The organism is Dietzia sp. NPDC055877 (assembly GCF_053615975.1).
The window spans coordinates 18,552-45,361 of the sequence record NZ_JBSHCV010000005.1 but is presented as its reverse complement, the minus strand read 5'-3'; the positions used below and the strand labels follow the sequence as shown (position 1 = coordinate 45,361).

Here is a 26,810-nt window from a genome sequence, read left to right as displayed (position 1 = left end):
ATGCTACAAGCAGCGCCGCGGGCTCAGTCGTGCTGGCTGGGCAGATACCCGCCGGCTATCCGTCGACTCAGGTCGTACCGCAGGTACAGGATGTACGCCCACACCGCGGCGAACATCAGGCCACACACGCCCATCGACCAGTGCACGATCCACCCCGGGACCACCGCGAGTGTGGCCAGGACGATGTTCATCGGGATGGCCCACGGCCTGCGCTGCAGTCCCGCGGCCGCGATCATCGCCACGGCGAGCAGGCTGACGAACCACACCTTCCACGACTGGAAGTGGGCGCCGTCGTCGAGACGCGCGATCACCGTGAGCACGAGCCCGATCACGATGGCCTCGAGGAAGAGCGTGCCGGCCATGATGCCGCGCAGCCCCTTCCACGGATCCACCGAGGGCGCGTGTGCTGTGGTGCCGTGGAGCGCGGGGCCGGCGGAGCCGCCGGTGTCGGGGTTGCTCACTGTGCGTCCTTTCCGAACAGGCTGCGTGCGGCCCCGGCGGTCACCACGGACCCCGTGACGAGTACGCCGACGCCGGAGACGTCGTCGTCGGCGGTCGGGTCGGGGACCCCCACCAGGTCGAGCGCGGCGCTGACCGCGTCGGGGAGCGTGTCCACGACGTGGACACGCTGGGACGTGAACCGCTCTTCGGCGATCCGAGCGAGATCCTCGGGCGCCATCGCCCGGGGCGAGGCCGCCCGGGTGACGATGACGTCCTCGACGACCGGCTCGAGCGCGGCGAGGAACGCGTCCGCGTCCTTGCCGTCGAGCATCGCCACCACCGCGACCAGCCGCTTGAAGTCGAACTCCGAGGTGATGGCCTGCGCGAGAGCGCGACCACCGTGCCCATTGTGGGCGGCGTCGACCAGGACCGTGGGGCTCGAGCTGAGTCGCTCGAGACGCCCCGGATTGTCGACCGCGGCGAACCCGGCGCGGATGAGTTCGGGGTCCAGCGTCCGCCCGGGACCGGCGCCGAAGAAGGCCTCGACCGCGGCGAGGGCGGTGGCGGCGTTCTCGGCCTGGTGTTCGCCGAACAGCGGAAGGAAGACGTCGGTGTACTCGCCCCCGAGGCCGCGCAGGGTGAGCTGCTGCCCACCGACGGCCAGGCGGCGGTCGATCACGTCGAACTCCGAGCCGAGACGGGCCACGACGGCGCCCGCCTCGACGGCCCGCCTCAGCAGGACCTCCATCGCCTCGGGCTCCTGGCGACCGATCACCGCGACCGGGTCGCGGGGCAGCAGGTCGTCGGCGGGGGCGGGCTGGATGATGCCGGCCTTCTCCCCCGCGATGGTGGCGAGGTCCTCGCCGAGATAGTCGGTGTGGTCCAGGCCGACGGGGGTGACGACGGCGACGGCCGGCCGCACCACATTGGTGGCATCCCACGTGCCGCCCATCCCGGTCTCGATCACGGCCACGTCGACGGGCGCATCGGCGAACGCCGCGAACGCCATCGCGGTCAGCACCTCGAAGTAGCTCATGCGGGGACCACCGGCCGCCTCGGACCGCTGGTCGACGAGCTCGAGGTACGGCTGCAGTTCGCGGTAGGTGTCCACGAACAACCGGGCGGTGATCGGCTCGCCGTCGAGGGCGATGCGCTCGGTCACGGTCTGCAGGTGCGGGCTCGAGTTGCGGCCGGTGCGCTGGTGCAGTGCGCGGAGCAGGGCGTCGACCATCCGGGTGACCGAGGTCTTGCCGTTGGTGCCGGCCACATGAACGACCGGGTACGCGTGTTGGGGGTCGCCGAGGACCGAGGTCAGCTCGCTGATCCGGTCGAGGCTGGGCTCGAGGCGGGACTCGGGCCACCGGGCGGACAACTCCTCCTCGACCGCGGCCAGCTCGGCCGTGTCGGTCTGCCACTCGGGGCTGCCGACCTCGGGGATCGGGCGGGGCGGCAGATGGTCGTCGCCGTCGCCCTCCTCGTCACCGGGGAGCGGCCCGCCGAGGGAGACGCCGGCCACGAGGCCGTCCTCGCCGAGCATGTCGGCGACGTCCTCCTCGGTGGGGGTGTCCCACCCCTCCTCCGGGTCGTGCGGCGGGAGCCATTTGCGATCGCTCACGCCGATCCACTCCCGGCGGGCATTCCCTCGAGGCGGGCGCCGATGCGCTCGACCTCGGCCTCGGCCAGGTCGCGGCGGGCGCGGATCTTGTCCACCACGTGGTCGGGGGCCTTGCCGAGGAACGCCTCGTTACCGAGCTTGGCGCCCGTGGTCTCCAGCTCCTTGCGCGCGGCGGCGAGGTCCTTCTCCAACCGGCGGCGCTCGGCGGCCAGATCGATCGTCCCGGAGGTGTCGATCTCCACGCCGACCGTCGACAGGCCCAGGCGGACCTCGAGCGACGCCGTGGCGGTGAAGTCGGCCTCCGCCGGGGTCAACCGGGCCAGCGACGTGACCTGGTCGAGCAGGTCGGACGGCAGGTCCGCCTCGTCGGTCCGTGACAGGCGGGCGGGGACCCGCTGGCCGGGCTTGAGCCCCTGATCCGAGCGGAACCGGCGGATCTCGGTGACGAGCGTCTGGGCATCGCCCACGCGGCGGACCGACTCCGCGGCGTCGCCGGTGGGGACGACATCGGCGGGCCACTCGGCGACGACGAGCGACTCCCGCCCGGTCAGCGCGGTCCAGAGCGTCTCGGTCACGAACGGGATCACCGGGTGCAGCATCCGCAACACAGCGTCGAGAACGTGGCCCAGGACCAGCCTGGTGTACCCGGCCCGATCGGAGGAGCGGGCCTCGTCGTCGCCACCGAACTGGACCTTCGCCAGCTCGAGGTACCAGTCACAGACCTCGTCCCACGCGAAGTGGTAGAGCGTCTCGCACGCCTTGGAGAACTCGTAGCGTTCCAGTGCGTCGTCGACGGACACGCGCACCTCGCCGAGACGCCGGAGGATCCAGCGGTCGGCGTCGGTGAGCGCGGAGGACTCCGGCAGCGTCCCCACTGTCGCACCGTTCATCAGCGCGAAGCGGGTGGCGTTGAACAGCTTGGTCGCGAAGTTGCGCGAGGCCTGGGCCGAGTCGTCGCCCACCGACAGGTCGCCGCCGGGGTTGGCACCGCGGGCGAGAGTGAAACGCAGCGCGTCGGCACCGAAGCGGTCCACCCAGTCCAGCGGGTCGATGCCGTTGCCCTTGGACTTGGACATCTTCTGCCCGTGTTCGTCACGGACCAGGCCGTGCAGGAAGACGTCGGTGAACGGCACCCTGCCCGGGGCCGACTTATCACCGGTGAGCCGCTGCCCCACGAAGGTGCCGAACATCATCATCCGGGCCACCCAGAAGAACAGGATGTCGTAACCGGTGACCAGCACGGACGTGGGATAGAACCGCTCCAGGTCGGCGGTGCGCTCGGGCCAGCCCATCGTCGAGAACGGCCACAGCGCCGAGGAGAACCACGTGTCGAGCACGTCGGACTCCTGCGTGTAGCCGGCGGGCGCCCGGTCGTCCGGCCCGACGCAGACGACCTCCCCCTCGGGGCCGTACCAGATCGGGATCCGGTGCCCCCACCACAGCTGACGGGAGATGCACCAGTCGTGCATGTCGTCGACCCAGTCGAACCAGCGTGGCTCCTGGCTCGTCGGATGGATCACGGTGTCACCGTCGCGAACGGCGTCACCGGACATCCGCGCCAACTCCTCGACGCGGACCCACCACTGCAGTGACAGGCGCGGTTCGATCGGCTCGCCGGAGCGCTCGGAGTGGCCCACCGAGTGCAGGTACGGGCGCACCTCCTTGACGATGCGACCCTGGGCGGCGAGCTCCTCGCGGACGGCCTTGCGGGCCTCGAAGCGGTCCATCCCGTCGAAACGGGTGCCCGTGCCGGTGATATGGCCGGTGACGTCCATGATCGTGGGCATCTCGAGGCTGTGGCGCTGGCCGATCGCGAAGTCGTTCGGATCGTGCGCCGGGGTGACCTTGACGGCGCCCGTGCCGAACTCGGGGTCGACGTAGTCGTCGGCCACGACGCGCATGGTCCAGCCCTCGCGGAACGGATGCGGGATCTGCGTGCCCACCAGGTGGGCGTAGCGCTCGTCCTCCGGGTGCACCGCGATCGCGGTGTCACCGAGCATCGTCTCGAGACGGGTGGTGGCCACCACCAGATGCGGCTCCGAATCGTCCATCGAGCCGTAACGGAAGCTCACGAGCTCGCCCTCGACGTCCGCGTATTTGACCTCGATGTCCGAGATCGCGGTCTGGAGCGTGGGCGACCAGTTGACCAGGCGCTCGGCCCGGTAGATCAGGCCCTGGTCGAACAGCTCCTTGAAGATTGTCTGCACGGCGCGGGACAGTCCGTCGTCCAGCGTGAACCGCTCGCGCGACCAGTCGACGCCGTCGCCGAGTCGGCGCATCTGCTCGCCGATCGTGCCGCCGGACTCGGCCTTCCACTCCCAGACCTTGTCGATGAAGGCCTCACGGCCGATCTCGTGCCGGTCGATGCCTTCCTCGCGGAGCTTGCGATCGACGAGGGTCTGGGTGGCGATGCCGGCGTGGTCCATGCCCGGCAGCCACAGCACCTCGAAACCCTGCATGCGCTTGCGTCGGGTCAACACGTCCATCAGGGTGTGGTCGAGCGCGTGCCCCATGTGCAGGCTGCCCGTCACGTTGGGCGGCGGCAGCACCACCGAATAGGCGGGCTTGGCGCTGGCGGAATCGGCCTCGAAGTAACCGGCGTCGACCCAACGCTGATACAACTCCGCCTCCACCTCACCTGGGTTCCAGGAGGCGGGCAGGGCGTCCGCGCGGTCGGTGTTCGGGGCGGGGGAAGCTGGAGTCGTCACCCGCCCATCGTAGGCCGTGAGCGCCCGGGGCCGACACACGCCGTCGGCGCAGGCCCACCCGCACAGGCGGGCCGACCCGCGCCGATCAGCGACACCGGATCAGTCGACCAGTCCCAGGCCGTGCACCGCGTCACGTTCGGAGACCAGCTCGGCCACCGACGCGTCGATGCGCGCACGCTGGAAGTCGTCGATCTCCAGGCCCTCGACGACCTGCCACTCCCCGCCGTCACTACGGCACGGCAGGCCGGTGACCACGCCGGGGACGGTGCCGTACTCGCCCCGCGACGGCAGTGCGACGGTGGCCCAGCTCCCCTCGGGGGTACCGCGGACCCAGTCCCGCATGTGGACGATCGATGCGCCTGCCGCGGACGCTGCCGACGACGAGCCCCGGACCTCGATGATCTCCGAGCCCCGGCGCGCGACGCGGGGGATGAAATCGTCTTCGAGCCACTGCCGGTCGAGTCCGTCGGCGACGGGGACACCACCGCGGGTCAGGTAGCTGACGTCGGGGAACTGCGTGGCCGAATGGTTGCCCCACACCACCACCCGGTCCAGCTCCCCCACCGGTGCGTCCAGCCGGGCCGCGAGCTGACTCAGGGCCCGGTTGTGGTCCAGCCGCATGAGGGCGGTGAACCGCTCCGCCGGCACATCCGGGGCGTGGCGGTGGGCGATGTAGGCATTGGTGTTCGCGGGGTTGCCCACCACGAGCACACGCACGTCCTCGGCCGCGTGGTCGTTGATCGCCCGACCCTGGTCCCGGAAGATCGCGCCGTTGGCGGTGAGCAGGTCGGCGCGCTCCATGCCGGGACCGCGGGGGCGGGCACCGACCAGGACGGCGGCGCCGGCCCCGTCGAAGGCCACAGCCGGGTCGTCGGTGATGTCGATCGAGGCCAGGGCCGGAAAAGCGCAGTCCTCCAACTCCATCGCCACGCCCTCCGCCGCGCCGGTCTGCGAGGGGACCTCCAGCAACCGGAGTCTGACGGGGGTGTCCTTGCCGTAGACGCCGCCCGCCGCGAGCCGGAACAGCAGGGCGTAGGAGATCTGGCCGGCGGCGCCGGTGACGGTGACGGTGACCGGGGTGGGGATGCTCATTCGCGGAGGCCTTCCGGAGTCGACGACGGGGTCGGACCTCACACTAGTGAGGATCCGACCCCGTGTCGGACGCTCGACGCGACGTACACCCGGCGGCCGGGCTCGTCAGGCGTGGACCGGGGCGCCCGTCTTCTCGCGGACCTCGTCGATCGTCACATCCGGGGCGAGCTCGACCAGACGGAAGCCCTCGTCGGTGATGTCGAGGACGCAGAGGTCGGTGACGACACGCTGCACGCAGGCCCGACCGGTGTAGGGCAGCGTGTTCTCGGCCATCAGCTTGATGTCGCCCTTGCGGGTGACGTGGTCCATCATCACGATGACCTTGCCGGCACCGTGGACGAGGTCCATCGCGCCGCCCATGCCCTTGACCATCGCACCGGGGATCATCCAGTTGGACAGGTCGCCGACCTGAGACACCTGCATCGCACCGAGCACGGCAACGTCGACGTTGCCGCCGCGGATCATCGCGAACGAGTCCGAGGAACCGAAGAACGCGGCGCCCGGCGCGGCCGTGATGGTCTCCTTGCCGGCGTTGATCATCTCCGGGTCCAGCTGCTCACTGGTCGGATACGGGCCCACACCGAGGATGCCGTTCTCCGAGTGGAGGGTGACCTGGACGCCCTCGGGCAAATAGTCCGGGATGAGGGTCGGCATGCCGATACCCAGGTTGATGTACTGGCCGTCGCTAAAGTCGGCGGCGATGCGGGCCGCCATCTGCTCATGGGTCCAGCTCATGACCGGTCCTCTCCCTTACTGCTGAGCTTCTCGATCTCGACACCGGTCTCCTGGCGACCGACCTCGACGAGACGCTGGACGAAGATGCCGGGCAGGTGTACGTCGGCCGGGTTGATCTCGCCGGCGGGGACGATCTCCTCCGCCTGGACGATGGTGACGCGACCCGACATGGCGGCATCCGGGTTGAAGTTGCGGGCGGTGCCGTAGAACTGCACGTTGCCGGCCGTGTCCGCCCTGCGTGCGTGCACCAGTGCGAAGTCGGTGACGATGGAGTGCTCGAGCACGTAGGGCACACCGTCGAGCTCGCGGACCTCCTTGGGCTCGGAGGCCACGGCCACCCCGCCCTGTCCGTCGTAGCGCAGCGGAAGGCCACCGTCGGCGACCATCGTGCCGACACCGGCCGGGGTGTAGAAGGCAGGGATCCCGGCGCCGCCGGCGCGCATGCGCTCGGCGAGGGTGCCCTGCGGCGTGAGCTCCACCTCGAGCTCGCCGTTCAGGTACTGACGGGCGAACTCCTTGTTGGCGCCCACGTACGAGGCGGTGGTCCGGGAGATACGCCGGGCCTCGAGGAGCTTGCCGAGGCCGAATCCGTCCGTGCCGCAGTTGTTACTGACGGTGCGCAGATCGGTTGCACCCTGCTCGAGGAGCGCGTCGATGAGGACGGCGGGAATGCCGACCAGACCGAAACCTCCCACGGCGAGGGAGGCGCCGTCCGGGATATCCGCGACCGCGTCGGCGGCCGAGGCGAAGATCTTGTTGGTCATGTCACGCACCGTAGTGCGTGTTCGCAGATTGTACAAGCGTTCGCAATTCGCACACATTGGACGTATCGTGGTGCCCATCACCGATCGCCCACGAAAGGACGGATGCATGCCCGCCACCCTGTCGTACGAGGTCAGCGGCCCCCGCTCACCGGAGACTCCCGTCGTGGTACTGCTCGGGTCCCTGGGATCCGACCGGCGCATGTGGGACGCGCAGGCGCGAGACCTGCGGGTCGACCACACCGTCGTGGCCGTGGACCATCGCGGTCATGGCGGCTCGGCGGTCGTTCCCGGCCCGGCCACCATCGCCGACCTCGCGGGCGACGTACTCGCACTTCTCGACTCGCTGGAGGTGGACCGATTCCACGTGACCGGCCTGTCACTGGGCGGCGCCGTGGCCCAGTGGCTCGCCGTCAACACGCCGGAGCGGATCCTCTCGGCGGCGCTGCTGTGCACCGCCGCGCGCTTCGGGGAGCCGTCCGGGTGGATCGAGCGCGCCGCGGCCGTCCGCGCGGGCGGGACGGAGGCCGTCGCCGACGCGGTGGTCGCCCGGTGGATTACCCCCGCCCGCGCCGAGGCGGAACCCGAACTGGTGGCGCGACTCCGCGAGATGGTCGTGGGGACCGCAGCCGAGGGTTACGCTGCCGCGTGCGACGCACTCTCCGGCTGGGACAACCGCGCCGACCTCGGCCGGATCAGCTGCCCGACGCTGGTCCTGGCCGGGGACGAGGACCCCTCCACCCCGCCCGACGTGCTCCGCGAGATCGCGGACGGCATCCCGGGTTCGAGGTTCGTGACGCTCTCCCCCGCCGCCCACGTCCCCACCGTCGAGATCCCCGACCGGGTCACCGAAGTGCTACGTGACCACCTCACCGCCGCCTCCGCCCCGGGCCGGGTATGACCGCCTCCAGCACCGAGAGAGCAGATGCAGTGAGTACCGACCCCGCCGCGACCACCGAGCCCACGGGCACGTCGACCGTCGAGCGGTCCGCCTCCCCCGACTTCGTCCAGTCCCTGGCGCGCGGTCTCGCCGTGATCACCGCCTTCGACGCGGACCACCCGAGGCAGACCCTCAGCGAGGTGGCCCGCGCTACCGGACTGACCCGCGCCACGGCGCGTCGATTCCTGCACACCCTGGTCGAGCTCGGCTACGTCGACACCGCCGGCACCAGCTTCTGGCTGACCCCGCGCGTGCTGGACCTGGGCTACAGCTACCTGTCCTCGATGCCGCTGTCCGAACTGGCACAGCCGCACCTGGAGAAGCTCAGCGCCCGCCTCGACGAGTCCTCGTCCGTGGCCGTGCTCGACGGGTCGGACATCGTCTACGTCGGACGCGTCCAGGTCCGGCGCATCATGAACATCGGCATCACCATCGGCACTCGATTCCCGGCGTTCGCGACCTCGATGGGCCGGGTACTGCTGGCCGCGCTGCCGGGGGACGAGCTCGACGCCTACCTGGCGGACACCGATATGCGCGCGATCACCCCGCACGGTCTCACCGACGAGGCTTCACTGCGAGCCGAGCTCGCCGTCATCTCCGCGCGCGGATGGTCACTGGTCGACCAGGAGCTCGAGCCCGGACTCCGCTCACTGGCCGCGCCGGTACGCGACCGTGACGGGCGGGTCGTCGCCGCACTCAACGTCTCGACCCACGCCGCCCGATACTCCCTGGAGCAGCTCCACGACGACCTGGTCCCCGTCATCCTGGACGCCGCGCGCGCCCTGTCCGCCGATCTCGGCACCGTCAACCGCTAGCTCGCCCGGGCCCGGAAGCGGCCGGCCCCCTTCGCCCCCAGCCCCCCTTTCCCCTGAGGAGAAACCATGCGTGACGTCGTCATCTGTGAACCCCTACGCACCCCGGTCGGCCGCTTCGGCGGCGTGTTCCGCGACCTCGACGCGGGCGCCCTCGCCACCGGGCTGCTCACCGCCCTGGTGGAACGCACCGGACTGACCAGTGCGGACGTCGACGACGTGATCCTCGGTCAGGGCTCGCCGAGTGGCGAGGGGCCCGCGATCGGCCGGATCGCCGCCCTGGACTCGCCGCTCGGCATCGACGTTCCCGGCATGCAGCTAGACCGCCGCTGCGGCTCCGGCCTGCAGGCAGTGATCACCGGCGCGCTGCAGGTCGCCTCCGGGGGCGTCGACCTGGTGGTGGCCGGCGGCGTCGAGTCCATGAGCCAGGTCGAGTTCTACGCCACCCCGTCCCCTCGCTGGGGCATCAAGGGTGACGGCGTCTCGCTCGTGGACCGTCTCGGCCGCGCCCGCACCACCGTGGGCGGCCACTCGCACGTCATCGATGGCGGCATGATCGAGACCGCCGAGAACCTCCGCCGCGAGTACGGAATCGGCCGCGAGGAGCAGGACGAGCTGGCCGTGCAGTCGCACAAGCGCGCTGTCGCCGCCCAGGAGTCCGGCGTGTTCGCCGACGAGATCATGCCGGTGAGCGTTCCGCAGCGCAGGGGCGACGACGTCGTCGTCGACACCGATGAGCACCCCCGCGCCGACAGCACCGTCGAGGCGCTCGCGGGACTCCGCCCCATTATGGGACGCACCGACCCGGATGCCACAGTGACGGCGGGCAACGCGTCAGGGCAGAACGACGGCGCGGCGATGTGCGTCGTCACCACCGCCGACAACGCGGCCGCCCTCGGCCTGACCCCGCTCGTCCGGCTCGCCTCGTGGGCCGTCGCGGGCGTAGCGCCGGAGACCATGGGAATCGGGCCCGTCCCGGCCACCGCCAAGGCTCTCGGGCGCCTCGGCCTGACGCTCGCCGACATGGGCGTCATCGAGCTCAACGAGGCGTTCGCGGCGCAGGCGCTGTCCGTCATGCGCGAGTGGGACATCGACCCGACCTCGGAGCACCTCAACCCGCACGGTTCCGGAATCTCGCTCGGCCACCCCGTCGGCGCGACCGGCGCCCGCATGCTCGCCACACTGTCGCGAGAGATGGTCCGCCGCGACGCGCAGTGGGGTCTGGAGACCATGTGCATCGGCGGCGGGCAGGGCCTGGCCGCGGTGTTCGAGCGCGTCTGACCCCTCGCGCGCAGCCGCACCCGACCCGGTGGCGGGCTGCCCTGAGACCGCTGACGCACGTCGAGGCCGGCACCCGCTGTGGGTGCCGGCCTCGACGTCTCGATTGGCCCGGCGCGTCGGCGCCTGAGCGTGCGCCTGCGCGAGCTCCCTTACGTCAGTCGTCGACCCGCGACGGGTGACGGGTCAGCGCCATGACCTCCATGTCCATGTACCGGAAGAGGGGCAGCCCCTGGAGGATCTCGTGCAGTTCGTCGGCCGACTCCACGTCGAAGATGCTGATGTTGGAGTACTGGCCGACGATGCGCCAGAGCTCGCGCCATTTGCCGGAGCGCTGTAGCTCCTGGCTGTAGGCCTTCTCGCGGGCGACGGTCTCGGCGCGGACCTCCGGGTCCAGGTCGTGCGGAATATTGACGTCCATGTGTACGTGGAACAGTGCCATGTCGTTTCTCTCCTGGGGTTGAGCGGTGATGTCCGTCGGGGGTCGCGGCCCGTTCGGCCCGCGACCCGGGTGATCAGTGGCGGGTGAACTTCTCCACGGCGTCGTGGTCGAGCTCCACGCCCAGGCCCGGGCCCTCCGGCAGGTGCACGCGGCCGGCCTCGTAACGGATCGGGGTGGTCACGTACGTCTCGGCCAGCAGCAGCGGGCCGAACAACTCCGAGCCGTAGTTGAAGCCGGGCTCGGCGCATGCCAGGTGCAGCGAGGCCATCGTGCCGATGGGGCCCTCGAGCGAGGTCGCCGCGTGGCAGGCCACGCCCGCCGTGCGCGCGATGGCCACGACCTCCTTACTCCGGGTCAGGCCGCCGAGCTTGGTGGTCTTCACCGCGATGACGCCGGCGGCATCGCGTCGGACGATCTCGAGCGCGTCGTGCGGCGACTGCACGGACTCGTCGGCCATGAACTGCAGCGGCAGCGTCTGGTTGAGCTCTGCCAGCACCTCGAACTGCTCGGTCGGCGTGGGCTGCTCGATGAGCTCGATACCCGCCTCCACCAGCGCCGGAAGGTGCACGTTGGCAGTGAAGCGGTCCCACCGGGCGTTGATGTCCACCCGAAGGCCGGCGCGGCCGTCGAGCCGCTCGGCGAGAGCGGCGATCCGGGCCACGTCCTCGGCCGGGTCCAGGGCGCCCATCTTCAGCTTGAAGGTGCGGTGGCGATCGGAGGCCAGGAGCTCGTCGATCTCCTCGACCATCTCGTCCAGCGGCATCGCGCCGAGCGCCCAGGTGCATTCGATCGAGTCGCGGACCGCGCCGCCGAGCAGCGACCGGACGGGGACGTCGAGCGTGCGGGCCCAGGCGTCGAACATCGCGATCTCGAGGGCCGCCTTGGCGAACCGGCCGCGCGCGACCACGCCCTCCATCGCCTCGAGCACCGCCGGCACCTCGTCGACCCGACGCCCCACCGCGACCGGGGCGAGGTACTTCTCCACCAGCACCTGCATGGTCTCCGCGGACTCACCGCCCCACCATGGCCCGCCGGGGGTGACGCCCTCGCCGTAACCCACCACGCCGTCGTCGGTGGTCACCGACACGAGCAGGATCGACTGCCTGGTCGCGGTGGTGGTGGCGAACTTGTGCGGCCGGATCAGCGGGACGTCGAGAATGCGGGTCTCGACGGAACGGATGGTCATATCGGGCATGGATCGGTCCTCGTTTCGCTGCTGGCACCGACGCCCCGACCGCGTGTGGCGGCCGGGGCGGGCGGTGGGAAACCCCGTCACGGGGTCGTGGGTCGGGCGCGCGCCCTGATCAGGCGACGTACCGGGCGTCGGAGACCGGGTCGAGGACGAAGTCGTAGGTGACCTCGTCGACACCGGCCGCGTTCGGCTTCGGATCCAGGGTGAGCTCGGGCTTGACGGCGCCGGCGACGTCGTCGTCGACCCACTGACCGCCCTGGAAGTAGAGCTGCGTGGTGATGAGTCGCTTGCCCGGGGCGGTGACCTTGAGGTGCAGGTGCGCGGGACGCCACGGGTGGCCGTCGTAGCTGGCGATGAACTCGCCGGTCGGCCCGTCGTGGGGGATCTGGTACGGCGCGGGCTGGATCGTGGTGATCTCATAGTTGCCCTCGGCGTCGGTGGAGAAGGTGGCGCGCAGGTTCCACTCGGGAATGCCCATGCCGTCGTCGAACTGCGAGTAGTAGCCGTCGGAGTCGGCGTGCCAGAGCTCGACGTTCGCACCCTCGATGCCCTTACCGTCCAGGTCACGGACCTGGCCCTTGAACACCAGCGCGGTGCCCTTCTCGTCCTCGCGCATGGGCATGGTGCCCTTCGAGCCGAGGTTCGGGGCGCCCGGCACGTAGTAGGGACCCTCGATCGAACCCTTGGTGCCGGTGAAGATCCGGCTGTTGGAGTCCTCGATGAAATGCTCCAGGAAAACATCGAGCCACAGCGGCCACTCGCCGCCCTCGCCGACCTCGATGAGCCACTGCTTGAGGACGCGGTACTCGGCGTAGGTGACCTCGTGCTCGAAGATGACCTCGGACAGCTTGGTCAGGACGTCCTTGTAGATCGCGGCGGCACGCTCCTTCGATGTGTCCGAGCTGACTCGGTTGCCCTTGAACCTGTCGGTGGCTGCGCTGCCGGAGCCGGCGGCGGTGGGGACTGCGGTGGTGGACATGACGCTCCCTGGTGACGTGGGGGGTGAGGTGGATCGGAGCGGAGGGACCTCGCCTGGTCTCGGCGCTGTTTTCCGTCTGACCGATGTCCACACTGTGCCCCCGCGCATCTGTGTCGTCAATCACTGAATCTACAAACGTAGAACGCACATTGTGCGCATGTCGAACTGTAAAGGATCGTTTCCGCAGGTGGACGTGCGGAGATTGCGCGTGCGTTCGCCCACCGAACGCCGAGCACCTAGGCACGACTAGGCATTGCCCTAGTGTGACCCGACCCACAATTGGGCACTGTTGTGTGAAACCGGCAACAGGCCGCCATCGGCCGGCCCCGACCACGCGAGGAGGATTCGATGTCGGAGCGACTCGATCACCTGCAGCACACCCTCGACACCGCTCTCGAGGACCGCCCCGAAGACGGCATCGTCCGCGCCAACCGTCGGATCTTCACCGACGAGGAGATCTTCGAACTCGAGATGAAGCACATCTTCGAGGGCAACTGGGTGTACCTGGCCCACGAGAGCCAGATCCCGGAGGTGGGCGACTACTTCACCACCGACATCGGTCGCCAGCCCGTGGTGATCACGCGCGGCAAGGACGGGGAGCTCAACCTCCTCGTCAACGCGTGCTCGCACCGCGGCGCGATGTTGTGCCGCCGCAAGACCGACAACCGCACGACCCTGACCTGCCCGTTCCACGGTTGGACGTTCTCCAACTCGGGCGAACTGCTCAAGGTCAAGGACCCCCGCGACGCCGGCTACCCGGAGCAGTTCAACTCCGGCGGCTCCCACGACCTGCGGCGCGTCGCCAAGTTCGCCAACTACCGCGGCTTCCTGTTCGGCAGCCTCAACCCGGACGTGCTGCCGATCGAAGAGCACCTGGGAGACAGCCGCACGATCATCGACATGATGGTCGACCAGTCCCCCGAGGGCCTGGAGGTGCTCCGCGGCTCGTCCACGTACACCTTCGACGGCAACTGGAAGCTCCAGGCCGAGAACGGCGCCGACGGCTACCACGTGTCGGCCACACACTGGAACTACGCAGCCACCACCGCCCGACGCGGCTCGGGCGAGTCCAAGAACGAGACCAAGGCCATGGACGCCGGGACCTGGGGCAAGCAGGGCGGCGGCTACTGGTCCTTCGACCATGGCCACCTGCTGCTGTGGATGTGGTGGGGCAACCCCGAGGACCGCCCGCTGTGGGAGCGGCGTCAGGAGCTGGCCGACCAGATCGGCACCAAGAAGGCCGAGTTCATGGTGGGCGCCTCGCGCAACCTGTGCCTGTACCCGAACGTGTACCTGATGGATCAGTTCTCCAGCCAGATCCGGCACTTCAAGCCGATCTCCGTGGACAAGACCGAGGTCACGATCTACTGCATCGCCCCCAAGGGCGAGAGCGCCGAGGCCCGCGCCGCGCGCATCCGCCAGTACGAGGACTTCTTCAACGCGACCGGCATGGCGACCCCGGACGACCTGGAGGAGTTCCGCTCCTGCCAGAAGACCTACCTCGCCGAGGCCGCCCCGTGGAACGACATGACCCGCGGCAGCACTCACCAGCTGAACGGCCCGGACGAGACCGCCCTCGGGCTCGGCATGAACAACGTGCTGTCCTCCGGCGCCAAGACCGAGGACGAGGGCCTGTACCCGGTCCAGCACGGCTACTGGCTCGAGACCATGCGTCGCGCCGTCGACGCGGAGGAGAAGCCCTCCGCGAAGGCCCCGGCCGCCAATGGCGTGACCGACCGCGCCGCAATCACCGCCGACGCCTGATCCCCGCCCACTACAGCGAGAAAGGACTGACCATGTCCGCACCTGCGACGGCGTCGATCACGGTCGACGAGATCTCCGCCTTCCTGTTCCGTGAAGCCCGGCTGCTCGATGACCGCCAGTTCGAGCAGTGGATCGAGTGCTACCGCGAGGACGCGATGTACTGGATGCCCGCCTGGGACGACGGCGGTGAGCTCACCACCGATCCGTACTCCGAGATCAGCCTGATCTTCTACCCCAACCGGGCTGGCATCGAGGACCGCGTGTTCCGGATCCGGACCGAGCGCTCCTCGGCCACGTCCCTACCCGAGCCGAGGACGAATCACCTCATCAGCAACATCGAGGTTCTCGAGCGCCGCCCGGGCGAGGTCGACATCCGCTTCAACTGGCTGTCGTCGTACTTCCGGTACAACACCACGGACCAGTACTTCGGCACCTCCTTCTACACGCTCGACGTGACCGGCGAGTCCCCGCTGATCACGTACAAGAAGGTCGTGCTGAAGAACGACTACATCCATCACATCGTCGACGTCTACATGGTGTGACCCACCCCGGCGCCGGCCCGGTCGTCTGCCGGGCCGGCCCCCTGACCAGGGGCCGCGCCTCAGCGGCCGATATCGCCAGTGACCAGGAGTGAAACCCATGAGCTTTAAGGTGGCCCTGAGCTTCGAGGACGGAGTGACGCGTTTCGTCAACTGCGGCCCGACGGAGACCGTCGCCGACGCCTCGTACAAGGCGCGGATCAACATCCCGCTCGATTGCCGTGACGGAGCCTGCGGCACCTGCAAGTCCCTCTGCGAGTCCGGCGAGTTCGACGGCGGCGACTACATCGACGACGCCCTCACCAAGGACGAGGCCGCGGCAGGCTACTGCCTGCCGTGTCAGATGGTCCCGACCTCCGACCTGGTGGTGCAGATCCCCACCACCTCGGACGTGGCCAAGACGACGGCCGCCGCGCACCCCGCCACGGTCACGGCCGTGGATCGGCTGGCCGAGGGTGCGTTCGCCCTGACCGTGGAGCTCGATGACCGCGCGGCCCTGGCGTTCCTGCCGGGCCAGTACGTGAACATCTCGGTCCCCGGCACCGACCAGACGCGTTCCTACTCCTTCTCCACCGGCGCCGACGCGGCCCGGCTGTCGTTCCTCATCAAGTACGCCGAGGGCGGCGCGATGTCGGAGTACCTCGCGCAGCGGTGCGCGATCGGCGACCGGCTGGAGCTGACCGGGCCGATGGGCTCGTTCTTCCTCCGCGAGTCGACCCGTCCCCTCCTGCTGCTCGCGGGCGGCACCGGCCTCGCGCCGGTCCTGTCGATCCTGGAGACCCTCGCGGCGGCCGGCACCACCGGCCGCCCGATCCACCTCGTCTACGGCACCTCCTTCGACACCGACGTGGTGTACACCGATCTGCTGGACGAGTACACGACCCGCATCCCGGGCATGACGTGGGACCTCGTCGTGGCCGACCCGGAGACCGTGCACCCCAACTCCGGCTATGTGACGAGCCTGATCACTCCGGATCACCTCCACGACGGCGCCGCCGACATCTACCTCTGCGGTCCTCCCCCGATGGTCGAGGCCGTACGCGGCCACCTGGACGCCGAGGGCCTGGAGGTCACGCACTTCTACTACGAGAAGTTCACCCCGGCCAGTGCGCCGGCCGGTGAGCAGGCCGCTCCGGCGGAGGAGGTCGCCGCTTCCGAGACCGGCGTCGTCGCCGCGGACGAAGGCGAGGTGGATGCCGTTCTCGTCGTCGACGCCCCGGTCGGCGAGTCCTCCCCCGCGGCGCCGGCGGCTCCCGCCCCGGCCACCGCACCCGTCACGCCCCTCCCGTCCGCCGGCGCGAAGCGCGTCTCGCGGCTGCCCGGCGACCCGATCCCCTCGATCGAAGCCCGCCCGCGCGGTTACACCCCGCCCGCCCCGGGTACCCACCCGGCCGTCGCCCACACGCCCGACACGCTCGCGGGGATCGCCGCGCGACCCGACGGCCACGCCCCGCCCGCTCCCGGCCTGTTCCCCGCCCCGGGTGTTGTCGCCGAGCCCCGTGCGCCCATCGCCGCGCGTCCGGACGGGTACACCCCGCCGCCGGTCGCCCTCCCCACCGCGGCGACACAGGCGACCCCACGCTCGGAGACCATCACGTCCGGGCCCGGCGTCGTCAGCGGCGAGATCCACCCCGCGATCAGCCACTCGGACGCCCAGTTCGACGCCCGCATGGCGCTCGAGCTCGGCGTGGTCGAGTTGACCATGGGACGCCTCGACCGGGCGCGGCTGTCCGAGTTCCGGATGCTGGCCGAATCCGCCAACCAGTACATCGACGGCGACCGCTTCCTCGACCCGGAGAAGTTCACCGCCGCCAACTCCCAGTTCCACGAGTTCCTGTTCCGCTGCACCGGCAACGACTCGCTGCTGCAGGCCTACCGACTGCTGGAGGTGACGCAGGTGATGAACAGCGTCCTGCCGGACGCGCGCTGGGTGTCTCAGGACATCGTCCCCGAGCATCTCGAGATTGTCGACGCGTTCGAAACGGGCGACCGTGACGCGGCCCGCTACCTGATCCGGCGGCACACCGCGCACGCCAAGGCCACAATGCGGACCGCCATGGACCGTCAGGGGCTGGGGGCGGCGTCGTGAGCGCGCCCGTCGGCGAGCACGATGCCGTGCCCCCCGTCCTCTCGCCGGGCCGCTTCGCCGGCCGGTCGGTCCTCATCACCGGAGCCGTGCAGGGCATCGGCCGCGCGGTCGCAGACCGGGTCGTCCGCGAGGGCGGCGCCGTCACCGTGGTGGACCGCGCCGACCTCATCACCTCCGTCGCGGACGAGCTGACCACCGTCTCGCCGGAATCGATCCGGGTGACACCTGTAGAGGCCGACCTCGAGACCTTCGAAGGGGCGCGGGCCGCAGCCGACGCCGCGCTGACGGCGCACGGCCGGATCGACGTGCTCATCAACAACGTGGGCGGCACGATCTGGGCGCGCCCGTACCACGAGTACTCCGCCGACCAGATCGAGGCGGAGGTACAGCGCTCGCTGTTCCCGACGCTGTGGATGTGCCGCGCCGTGCTGCCAGACATGGTCGACCGCGGTGCCGGCACGATCGTCAACGTCTCCTCCGTGGCCACGCGCGGTGTCAACCGCGTGCCGTACGCGGCGGCCAAGGGGGGTGTCAACGGGCTGACCTCGGCCCTCGCGCTCGAGGCCGCACCCCACGGGGTCCGGGTGGTGGCCACCGCCCCCGGCGGCACGCTCGCCCCCGAGCGTCGGATCTCCCGCGGCGGTGACGCCCGCACCGAGCAGGAGAAGGCCTGGTACTCGCAGATCGTCGACCAGACCGTCGAGTCCACCGCGCTGGGCCGCTACGGAACGCTGCACGAGCAGGCCGCGCCCATCTGCTTCCTCGCCTCGGACGAGGCCTCCTACATCACCGGATCAGTCCTGCCCGTCGCCGGTGGCGACCAGGGCTGACGCCTCCCACCCCGACCCGGGCCGTAGCCCTGCCCTCCCCGTACCCCACCGAACGGAGCTCTTCCGTGTCCATCGCCCCTGCCCAGCCTGTGTGGGAGTCCCCGGCGCATCGGCGCACCGTGTACGGCGTGCTCGCCGTGGTGGCGCTGACCATCCTGTTCGACGGCTACGACCTCGTCGTCTACGGTGCCGTGCTGCCGACCCTGATGAACGACCCTTCGCAGATCGGCGCGCTCGGTGCGGCCCAGGCCGGTGCTCTCGGCTCGTACGCGTTGGTCGGCGTGATGATCGGCGCGCTCAGCGCCGGTGCGATCGGTGACCGGATCGGCCGACGCAGGATCATGCTCGGCGCGGTCGCCTGGTTCTCGGTCGGTATGGCCGCCACCGCCCTGGCGCGGGATATCACGACGTTCGGCATCCTGCGCCTGCTCACCGGTGTCGGGATCGGTGCGATCGTGGCGACCGCAGGCGCGGTGATCGCCGAGTTCGCGCCCGCCGGGCGACGGAACCTGTTCAACGCCGTGGTCTACAGCGGCATCCCCGCCGGTGGTGTGGTCGCCTCGGCACTGGCGATGATCCTGCGCGACCACATCGGGTGGCGCGGGCTGTTCCTCATCGGCGCGCTGCCACTGGTGGCGGTGCTGCCGTACGCGTGGTTCGCGCTCCCGGAGTCGCCGCGGTGGTTGGCCTCCCGTGGCCGTGTCGAGCGCGCCCGCACGGTGTGCGACGCCTACGGTCTGCCGCGGGCGATGGCCGTGGTCGAGGCACCCGGCGCCGTGGAGCCGGCCGCACCCGGGAGCGACGACGACAACGCGCCCACCCGGGCCCGTTCACGTACCGGCTTCGCCGCCCTGCTGTCCCCCGACTACCGATTCGGCACGCTCCTGCTGGGGTTCATGAGCTTCGCCGGCCTGCTGCTGACCTACGGACTCAACACGTGGCTACCGACGATCATGGAGACCTACGGTATCGACGCCACGAGCTCGCTCGGCTTCCTGCTGGTCCTCAACGGCGGTGCGATCATCGGCGGCCTGGCCGCCTCGTGGCTCGCTGACCGTCACGGCCCGCGCGTGATCGTGGCCTGCTCGTTCGTCCTGGCCGCACTGGCATTGGTCGTGATCACCATCTCCCCCCCGTTCGCGCTCATGGTGCTGCTCGTGGCGGCGGCCGGGATGGGCACGATCGGCACCCAGGTGTTGCTGTACGGCTTCGTCTCCAACTACTACGAGACGGGTGCCCGCGCGGCGGGGGTGGCCTGGTGTGCCGGCTTCGGTCGCCTCGGCGGCATCCTGGGGCCGGTCATCGGCGGGCTGCTCGTCGCCGGTGGTCTCCGGGCGGAGACCTCGTTCCTGGTGTTCGGCGGTATCGCGCTGGTCGGCGCCGGCCTGACCCTGGCCGTCCCGCGATCGCCGGTCACGGAGGAGCCGGCGGCCCCCGCCGAGCCCGAGGCGCCGCTGGTATTCGAGCCCGGGACCGCATCGGTCGACTCTGTCGCGACACCGGACTCGCGGTCGGAGTCGACCCTAGGCTGACGGAATGACCACCTCCCTCCCGCGTCACAGCCGCCACCGCGCCGTGGACCGTCTCCGGGCGATCCACGGCGCGGTGGCGCGCTCGACCTCCTCGATCGTCGTGGTGTCCGCCACCGACGGCGGCGGCAAGAGTCATCTCGTCGACTCCGTGCTCGTCCAGCTGACCGGCATCACCGCGGTGCTGGTCCGGGCTCTGCCGTGGGAGAAAGACGCGCGATGGGTGGTGGCGGCCCGCGTCCTGGACCGGCTGCCACGGCCGGAGGCCGATCTGCCGCGTCGGCCCGAGCCCGGCTTCGATCCCCCTGCCACCGAGCAGCCGGAGTCCGACTCGCCCGGTGACGCACCCGGGGGCGCGCCTGGCGGATTCGCCGTCCTTGTCGACGCCGTGGCGCGCGCTCTCACCGCCGCCGGTCCCGGCACGGTCATCGTGATCGACGATGCCGAGTACTGCGATCCCGACTCCCTGCGGGTGCTCGCCTCGGCACTGGAGGCGGCCGGCCCGACCCCGGTGCTGCTCGTCCTCACCCTCGGAAGCCCCGCCCGCGGCCCGTCCGCGACGCTGTGCGCACAGCTCGCCCGGGAGACGGTGCGCCTGGGCCCACTCGATCAGTCCGAGATCCGCGAACTGGTGGCCACCCGGACAGGCCGGGAACCCTCCGCCGCCGCGGCCCGTCAACTGCTCGAGTTCACCGGTGGCGAGGCGGGAGCGGTGGCGACGGTGGTCGACGAGGCCCCCGACTCGTGGTGGGGGTCCCCGTTCTCCGTGCCTCCCCTACCCGCCTCCGTCGAGCGGGAGACCGTCGCGCTGCTCGCCGATATGGACCCCGACCAGCGCGCTGTACTGGAGGCCGCCGCGGTGCTCGCGCCGCCGGTCACGCTCACCTCCCTGGCCGCCCTCATCACCGCGCGGACGGGGAGCACCCCGAACGAGGCCGTGGTCTCGTCCGCGCTCGACGCCGCCCACGAGGCCGGCCTGATGCGGATGGACCTGTCCCCAGGTGCCGCCGGGATCCTCTTCCGCTCGCCCCTCCTGCGCACGTCGGTGCTGCGCAGCCTCGCGCCGAGCCTCCTGCTGGAACTACACACACTGGCAGCCGGCGTGGCCGAACAGCTCCACGACACAGACGCGGCGCTGGACCACCGCGCGTCGGCGTCGACCGGGCCGGACCCGGACCTGTCCGAGAACCTGCGCATCCGCGCGCTCGAGCACGCCCGCGCCGGCCACTGGAGCGACGCGGGCCGGGCTTTCCTCACCGCTGCGGCGCTCAATCCAGATGCCGATGCCGCACGCGAGCTGCACGTCGACGGAATCGACGCGCTCATCAACTCCGGGCGGATCAGCGAGGCCCGCGCCCTGTCCCACGCACTCGAGCGGGTACGCAAGAACGCTCGGCGCGACGCCGTCCTGGGGTCGCTCGCTCTGCATCTCGGCCACGCCCGTGAGGCAGAGGCCCAGCTGGGCCGCGCCCTCACCGCCGGTGCGGACAAGGACCCGCACGCACCGGCAGAGCCGTCCGTCGCGCTCGCACTCGCGCAGAAGTACGTCGTCCACTCACTGTGCGAATGGCGTCCCGACCGGATCCGGCACTGGGCGGCGGTGGTCATCTCCAGCCCCGCCCGGGACCGCCCCGAGATCGAGGAGGCCCGCGCCGTCGAACTGCTGGGCAGTGCGATCGACGGCGGGACCTATACCGGCCCCGCGATCGACGACCGGCTGGCCGGGCTCGCCCCGGCCGTGGCCCAGCGCTTCGAGATGGCGACAGGCTGGATCGCCCTGGCCCGCGACGATCTCGAGACCGCCCGCCGGCACCTCGGCTCGGCCGTCCCGACCGCCGATGTCTCCGGCTCGGCCCGCATTTCGCTTTTCGCCCAAGCATGGCTCGCCCGGACGCTCACGATCCGCGGGGAGTGGGACGACGCCCTGCGGGTGGTCGATACCGCCGCCCGACGAGTCGATGATCTGGAACTGGATCTGCTCGCCCCTGTCATCCACTGGTCCGGCGCCGTCATCCGCTCGATGCGCGGCGACCACCTCGGGGCCGCCGCCCACCTGCGCAGCCTCACCACCAGCAGCGACGCCTACCCCATGCAGATCATCCCGTCTGCGATGGCCCGCATGCAGGTGGCCGCCGCGAGCGGCGACTACACGTCCGTCCGGCTGGCCGCCGAGCCGATCGTCTCGCTGTCCCATGCGATGGACATCGATCAGCCCGGGTTCTGGCCCTGGCACGACCTGTACGCCCACGCCCTCGTGCTGGGCGGCAGGCTGGACGAGGCCGAGGGGCTCATCGGCCCCTCGGAATCCCGGGCCGAGGCCCAGGGGCACCGCTCCACCCTCGCCCGCCTCGGCGCCGTCCGCGCCCGCATCGCCGCGGTACGTGGGGACGTCGACGAGTGCAATCGGATCTTCCGGCGCAGCCTCGAGCACCTCGACGGCCTGGCGATGCCCTACTACTCGGCGCGCATGCACTTCGGCTATGGGCAGACCCTGCGCCGGGCGGGACGACGTCGTGAGGCGCACCTGGCGCTGGGTACCGCCCGCGACATCTACGAGCAGCTCGGCGCCCGCGCATACGTGGAGCGGTGCGACCGCGAACGCCGCGCCGGTGGCGTGGACGTCACCCGCACCGGCGGGAACAGCACGCTGACCCCTCAGGAGCGGGCCGTGGCAACGCTAGTGGCGGACGGCCGCACCAACGCCCAGGCCGCCGAGGAACTGTTCCTGTCCGTCAAGACCGTGCAGTACCACCTGACCCGCATCTACTCGAAGCTCGGCATCAGCGGCCGGACCGAACTCGCGGTCTACGTCTCGCGCAACGCCGAGCCCTTCAGACCCGACCCCCCGGGAGACCAATGAGTAACCGCCCCGACGTCCGCACGCCCGGAACCCCCACCGGTGTGTCAACCGGGGAGAACGACCCGGACGCCCCGCCCGGCCGGCCCTCGCCCCGTCAGGTCCTCACCGATCTCGGCCCCCGCGAGTTCGCCAACGCCCTCATCGCGCTCATCTTCTCCGCGACCGGCCCCGTGGCGGTCATCCTCACCGCAGGCGCCCAGGGCGGGCTCTCCCCCGCGCAGCTGTCGTCGTGGATCTTCGGCGTGTTCTTCGCCAACGGACTGCTCACGATCCTCATGAGCTGGGTCTACCGCACCCCGCTCGCGTTCTTCTGGACCATCCCCGGCACCGTGATCGTCGGAAACTCCCTCGGACACCTGGGCTGGTCCGAGGTCCTCGGCGCATACGTGGTGACGAGTCTGCTGATCGTGGCGGTCGGCCTGTCAGGGCTCGCCCGACGGCTCATGGACTGGATCCCCATGCCGATCATCATGGCGATGGTCGCCGGTGTCTTCCTCCAGTTCGGGCTCGGACTGGTCGACGCCGTGTGGACCTCCCTGACCGTGGCCCTCCCGATGGCGATGGCCTTCGTCGTCGTCGGCGCAGTACCTCGGCTCGCCCGGGTCTTCCCCCCGATCCTCGCGGCGATGGTCGCCGGGATCATCGCCGTGGTCCTGACCGGCGGCCTGTCCCGCGGGGTACTCGACGGAGGCCTCGTGGCAGCCCCCGTGTTCCAGGCACCCGAGTTCACCCTCCGCGCGATCACCGAACTGGTGGTCCCGCTCGCCATCACCGTGCTGGTGGTGCAGAACGGCCAGGGCATCGCCGTCCTGCGCGGCCGCGGCCATCACCCGCCGGTGTCCGCGTGTGCCACCGCCTCCGGCGTGTGGTCGCTTCTGGTCGCCTCCATCGGCGCCGTCTCCACATGCCTGACCGGCCCGACCAACGCGTTGCTCGTGTCCTCCGGCGAGCGCGAGCGCCACTACGCGGCCGCGATCGCGAACGGCGCGCTGGCGCTGGTCGTGGGCATCCTCTCGCCGGCGTTCGTCGGGCTCATCCTGGGCACCCCCGCCGCGTTCATCGCGACCCTCGGCGGGCTGGCGATGCTCGCCCCACTCCAGGGGGCGTTCGTCACCGCGTTCCGGACCGACCGCGCACTCGGCCCCCTCATCTGCTTCCTGGTGACTGTCGCCGACGTCTCGCTGATGGGCATCTCGGCGCCGTTCTGGGGCATCGTCCTGGGCATGCTCGTGACCGCACTGCTCGAACGCCGTTCGATGTCCTGACGGCCTGCCGCGGGACGGGCTGTTCGGGGATGTCGGCCGTCTACGCTCCCCGGGGGACAACCCGGAAATGACCCGGGCCGCCCCGCGATGCGGGACGGCCTGGGTCGCTGGTGTGTGACGCGCAGCTGACTACGCGGACCTCTCGCGCGGCTCCTCGTCGGAGACCGGCACGATGGTGGGCAGGACATTGTCTCGGACCGTCTCGCCACTGACCACGACGCGGGCCACATCGTCGCGACCGGGAATGTCGTACATCACCGGGAGGAGGACCTCCTCCATGATCGCGCGCAGGCCGCGGGCACCGGTGCCGCGCAGGATCGCCTGATCGGCCACGGCCTCGAGTGCGTCCTGGGTGAACTCGAGCTCCACGCCGTCCATCTCGAACAGCCGGGCGTACTGCTTGACCAGCGCGTTCTTGGGCTCGGCGAGGATGTTGACGAGCGCCTCGCGGTCCAGGCTCGTGACGGTGGCGACCACCGGCAACCGGCCGATGAACTCCGGGATTAGACCGAACTTGACCAGGTCCTCCGGCATGACCTCGGAGAAGTTGGCCGTGGTGTCGAGCTCGTTCTTGCTCGCGACCTCGGCTCCGAAACCCAGGCCCTTGCGGCCCACACGGTCGCCGACGATCTTCTCCAGCCCCTGGAACGCACCGGCCACGATGAACAACACGTTGGACGTGTCGATCTGGATGAACTCCTGGTGCGGGTGCTTGCGACCGCCCTGCGGCGGCACCGAGGCCTGCGTGCCCTCGAGGATCTTCAGCAGCGCCTGCTGGACGCCCTCACCGGAGACATCACGGGTGATCGACGGGTTCTCGGCCTTGCGGGCGATCTTGTCGACCTCGTCGATGTAGATGATGCCCATCTCGGCGCGCTTGGTGTCGTAATCCGCGGCCTGGATGAGCTTGAGCAGGATGTTCTCGACATCCTCGCCCACGTAGCCGGCCTCCGTCAGCGCGGTGGCGTCGGCGATCGCGAACGGAACGTTGAGCATCTTGGCCAGCGTCTGCGCGAGGTACGTCTTGCCACAGCCCGTGGGGCCCAGCATCAGGATGTTGGACTTGGCCAACTCGACGCTGTCCCCGCGGCCGAGGGTCGCCCCCACGCGGATGCGCTTGTAATGGTTGTAGACGGCCACGGCCAGGTTCCGCTTGGCGGCATCCTGTCCCACCACGTACTCGTCGAGGAACGAGTGGATCTCCGCCGGCTTGGGCAACTCCTCCAAGCCGGACTCCTGCGCGTCCTCGACCTCGGATTCGATGATCTCGTTACACAGCTCGATGCACTCGTCGCAGATGTAGACCCCGGGACCGGCGATCAGCTTCTTGACCTGCTTCTGACTCTTCCCACAGAAGGAGCACTTCAACAGGTCGCCGCTCTCACCCACACGTGCCATGAGTTCTACGTCCTCGCAATCCAGGGGCGCCGATGCACGCCCCCACGTCGACGGTACGCGCAGCAGACCGAAAAGCCGACCCCTGCGCGGTCAGTTCATTGCACCCGACGGCGCGCCGCTACCCGTAGCGGCGCGCCGCCACCGCCTCAGTTGGTCGCCGACAGCTTGCGGTAGTCGAAGACGGTGTCGATGATCCCGTACTCCTTGGCCTCCTCGGCGGTGAGGATCTTGTCGCGATCGGTGTCCTTGCGGACCTGATCTGCATCACGACCGGTGTGGCGGGCCAGCGTGGTCTCCATGAGACGACGCATGCGCTCGATCTCGGCGGCCTGGATCTCGAGGTCCGAGACCTGGCCCTGCATGCCGCCGGTGGCGGGCTGGTGGATCAGGATGCGCGCGTTCGGCAGGGCGGCGCGCTTGCCCGGCGTGCCGGCGGCGAGCAGGACGGCGGCGGCGGAGGCCGCCTGGCCCAGGCAGACCGTCACGACGTCCGGGCGGACGTACTGCATCGTGTCGTAGATCGCCATCAGCGAGGTGAACGAGCCACCCGGCGAGTTGATGTACATCGTGATGTCACGGTCCGGGTCCTGGCCCTCCAGGACCAGCAGCTGGGCCATGATGTCGTTCGCCGAGGCGTCGTCGACCTGGGTGCCCAGGAAGATGATGCGCTCCTCGAAGAGCTTGTTGTACGGGTTGGACTCCTTGACGCCGTAGCTGGAGTGCTCGACGAAGGACGGAAGGATGTACCGGGAGGACGGCATTGAGGTCATCTGGGACTCCGTGGTCGTGGTCTGGAATGGGCGGACGGCGGGAACGGTCCCGCGGGGAGCGGGATCGATCACGACGGGGAGGTTCCGCCGGACTGCGACGCACGCGCGATGACGTGGTCGACGAAGCCGTACTCCTTGGCCTCCCGCGCGGTGAACCACCGGTCGCGATCGGAGTCCTCGGTGACCTGCTCGAAGGTCTGGCCCGTGTGCTGCGCGATGAGCTCGGCCATCTCCCGCTTGGTGGCGGCGAACTGCTCGGCCTGGATCGCGATGTCGGCCGCGGAGCCACCGACACCGGCGGAGGGCTGGTGCATCATGATCTTGGCGTGCGGCAGGGCGTAGCGCTTGCCCTTTGCGCCGGCGGCCAGCAGGAACTGGCCCATCGAGGCGGCCAGCCCCATGCCGTACGTGGCGACGTCACACTCGACGAACTGCATCGTGTCGTAGATCGCCATGCCGGCCGTGACCGAGCCTCCCGGCGAGTTGATGTACATCGCGATGTCGCGGGTGGGGTCCTCGGCGGCCAGCAGGAGGATCTGCGCGCACAGCCGGTTGGCGATGTCGTCATCCACCTGGGAGCCGAGGAAGATGATCCGCTCCTGCAGGAGGCGCTCGTACACCGAGTCGCCGAGGGTGAGCCCGTGCGAACCCGGGGAGTTGAGGGCGGGCTGCGTCGAACTGGGCGTAGCCGCTGAACCGTTCTGTGCCACGGGGAACCTACCTTCGCTCATCGTCTTCGCCGCTACCGCGGCGCCCGGCCGGCCGGTGGCC

General features: G+C 70.2%; 22 protein-coding genes. 10 read left to right on the top strand and 12 right to left on the bottom strand.

All coding sequences use genetic code 11. The features are described 5' to 3' along the window. Positions 1-23: 23 nt before the first annotated feature. The 6 genes from ACWGLC_RS07875 to ACWGLC_RS07850 form a co-directional block, all read right to left on the bottom strand. On the bottom strand, positions 24-461 hold the full coding sequence (locus tag ACWGLC_RS07875; RefSeq protein WP_452099369.1) for a DUF4233 domain-containing protein: 438 nt from the start codon (positions 459-461) through the stop codon (positions 24-26). Beyond that, entirely contained in the window at positions 458-2,056 is a 1,599-nt protein-coding gene (gene folC, locus ACWGLC_RS07870; RefSeq protein ID WP_452099368.1) for a bifunctional tetrahydrofolate synthase/dihydrofolate synthase, read from the bottom strand. The genes ACWGLC_RS07875 and folC overlap by 4 nt, the downstream gene beginning before the upstream one ends. Then, positions 2,053-4,764: a valine--tRNA ligase gene (locus ACWGLC_RS07865; protein ID WP_452099367.1), complete on the bottom strand. Its 2,712-nt coding sequence runs from the start codon at positions 4,762-4,764 to the stop codon at positions 2,053-2,055. Before ACWGLC_RS07865 ends, folC begins: the two co-directional genes overlap by 4 nt. Before the next feature lie 99 nt (positions 4,765-4,863). After that, positions 4,864-5,856: a malate dehydrogenase gene (locus ACWGLC_RS07860; protein WP_452099366.1), complete on the bottom strand. Its 993-nt coding sequence runs from the start codon at positions 5,854-5,856 to the stop codon at positions 4,864-4,866. Positions 5,857-5,961: 105 nt separating this feature from the next. Continuing rightward, positions 5,962-6,591 carry a 3-oxoacid CoA-transferase subunit B gene (locus tag ACWGLC_RS07855; RefSeq protein WP_452099365.1) on the bottom strand — a complete coding sequence of 210 codons (630 nt, stop codon included), beginning with the start codon at positions 6,589-6,591 and terminating at the stop codon, positions 5,962-5,964. Next, positions 6,588-7,355, bottom strand: a complete 768-nt coding sequence (locus ACWGLC_RS07850; protein WP_452099364.1) for a CoA transferase subunit A — start codon at positions 7,353-7,355, stop codon at positions 6,588-6,590. The genes ACWGLC_RS07855 and ACWGLC_RS07850 overlap by 4 nt, the downstream gene beginning before the upstream one ends. A gap of 106 nt (positions 7,356-7,461) precedes the next feature. Between ACWGLC_RS07850 and pcaD the strand changes: the two genes are divergently transcribed. The 3 genes from pcaD (at position 7,462) to ACWGLC_RS07835 (ending at position 10,385) form a co-directional block, all read left to right on the top strand. Next, a complete protein-coding gene (gene pcaD, locus ACWGLC_RS07845) occupies positions 7,462-8,253 on the top strand; it encodes a 3-oxoadipate enol-lactonase (protein WP_452099363.1) in 792 nt (263 codons plus the stop codon). Beyond that, positions 8,250-9,107, top strand: coding sequence for an IclR family transcriptional regulator (locus tag ACWGLC_RS07840; RefSeq protein ID WP_452099362.1), 858 nt, complete (start codon positions 8,250-8,252; stop codon positions 9,105-9,107). The genes pcaD and ACWGLC_RS07840 overlap by 4 nt, the downstream gene beginning before the upstream one ends. A gap of 66 nt (positions 9,108-9,173) precedes the next feature. Beyond that, positions 9,174-10,385, top strand: a complete 1,212-nt coding sequence (locus ACWGLC_RS07835) for an acetyl-CoA C-acetyltransferase (protein ID WP_452099361.1) — start codon at positions 9,174-9,176, stop codon at positions 10,383-10,385. Between the two features lie 154 nt (positions 10,386-10,539). Here ACWGLC_RS07835 and catC read toward each other — a convergent pair whose 3' ends face one another. The 3 genes from catC to catA all read right to left on the bottom strand — a co-directional run bounded on the left by catC (position 10,540) and on the right by catA (position 12,995). Beyond that, entirely contained in the window at positions 10,540-10,824 is a 285-nt protein-coding gene (gene catC / locus ACWGLC_RS07830) for a muconolactone Delta-isomerase (RefSeq protein ID WP_452099360.1), read from the bottom strand. A 73-nt stretch (positions 10,825-10,897) separates the two neighbouring features. Then, a complete protein-coding gene (locus tag ACWGLC_RS07825; protein ID WP_452099359.1) occupies positions 10,898-12,019 on the bottom strand; it encodes a muconate/chloromuconate family cycloisomerase in 1,122 nt (373 codons plus the stop codon). Positions 12,020-12,128: 109 nt separating this feature from the next. Further along, positions 12,129-12,995: a catechol 1,2-dioxygenase gene (gene catA, locus ACWGLC_RS07820; protein ID WP_452099358.1), complete on the bottom strand. Its 867-nt coding sequence runs from the start codon at positions 12,993-12,995 to the stop codon at positions 12,129-12,131. Between the two features lie 348 nt (positions 12,996-13,343). Between catA and benA the strand changes: the two genes are divergently transcribed. The 7 genes from benA to ACWGLC_RS07785 all read left to right on the top strand — a co-directional run bounded on the left by benA (position 13,344) and on the right by ACWGLC_RS07785 (position 23,871). Continuing rightward, positions 13,344-14,759 (top strand): benzoate 1,2-dioxygenase large subunit, encoded by a 1,416-nt coding sequence (benA, locus tag ACWGLC_RS07815; protein WP_452099357.1) that lies wholly within the window; start codon positions 13,344-13,346, stop codon positions 14,757-14,759. A gap of 32 nt (positions 14,760-14,791) precedes the next feature. After that, a complete protein-coding gene (gene benB / locus ACWGLC_RS07810) occupies positions 14,792-15,301 on the top strand; it encodes a benzoate 1,2-dioxygenase small subunit (RefSeq protein WP_452099356.1) in 510 nt (169 codons plus the stop codon). A 97-nt stretch (positions 15,302-15,398) separates the two neighbouring features. After that, positions 15,399-17,387, top strand: a complete 1,989-nt coding sequence (gene benC / locus ACWGLC_RS07805) for a benzoate 1,2-dioxygenase electron transfer component BenC (RefSeq protein WP_452099355.1) — start codon at positions 15,399-15,401, stop codon at positions 17,385-17,387. After that, a complete protein-coding gene (locus ACWGLC_RS07800) occupies positions 17,384-18,217 on the top strand; it encodes a 1,6-dihydroxycyclohexa-2,4-diene-1-carboxylate dehydrogenase (RefSeq protein WP_452099354.1) in 834 nt (277 codons plus the stop codon). Before benC ends, ACWGLC_RS07800 begins: the two co-directional genes overlap by 4 nt. A gap of 71 nt (positions 18,218-18,288) precedes the next feature. Further along, complete coding sequence (locus ACWGLC_RS07795; protein ID WP_452099507.1) at positions 18,289-19,749, top strand: MFS transporter; 1,461 nt, start codon at positions 18,289-18,291, stop codon at positions 19,747-19,749. Between the two features lie 4 nt (positions 19,750-19,753). Continuing rightward, the gene (locus ACWGLC_RS07790) at positions 19,754-22,606 is read left to right on the top strand and encodes a LuxR C-terminal-related transcriptional regulator (protein WP_452099353.1); all 2,853 of its coding nucleotides are present in this window, start codon (positions 19,754-19,756) and stop codon (positions 22,604-22,606) included. After that, positions 22,603-23,871 carry a benzoate/H(+) symporter BenE family transporter gene (locus ACWGLC_RS07785; RefSeq protein WP_452099352.1) on the top strand — a complete coding sequence of 423 codons (1,269 nt, stop codon included), beginning with the start codon at positions 22,603-22,605 and terminating at the stop codon, positions 23,869-23,871. Before ACWGLC_RS07790 ends, ACWGLC_RS07785 begins: the two co-directional genes overlap by 4 nt. 129 nt (positions 23,872-24,000) lie before the next feature. On the opposite strand, the gene clpX is transcribed toward ACWGLC_RS07785, so the two are convergent. The 3 genes from clpX to ACWGLC_RS07770 form a co-directional block, all read right to left on the bottom strand. Beyond that, on the bottom strand, positions 24,001-25,269 hold the full coding sequence (gene clpX / locus ACWGLC_RS07780) for an ATP-dependent Clp protease ATP-binding subunit ClpX (RefSeq protein ID WP_230930828.1): 1,269 nt from the start codon (positions 25,267-25,269) through the stop codon (positions 24,001-24,003). Between the two features lie 146 nt (positions 25,270-25,415). Continuing rightward, positions 25,416-26,039, bottom strand: coding sequence for an ATP-dependent Clp protease proteolytic subunit (locus ACWGLC_RS07775; RefSeq protein WP_452099351.1), 624 nt, complete (start codon positions 26,037-26,039; stop codon positions 25,416-25,418). 68 nt (positions 26,040-26,107) lie between these two features. Continuing rightward, on the bottom strand, positions 26,108-26,749 hold the full coding sequence (locus tag ACWGLC_RS07770) for an ATP-dependent Clp protease proteolytic subunit (protein WP_230930826.1): 642 nt from the start codon (positions 26,747-26,749) through the stop codon (positions 26,108-26,110). Positions 26,750-26,810: the final 61 nt, after the last annotated feature.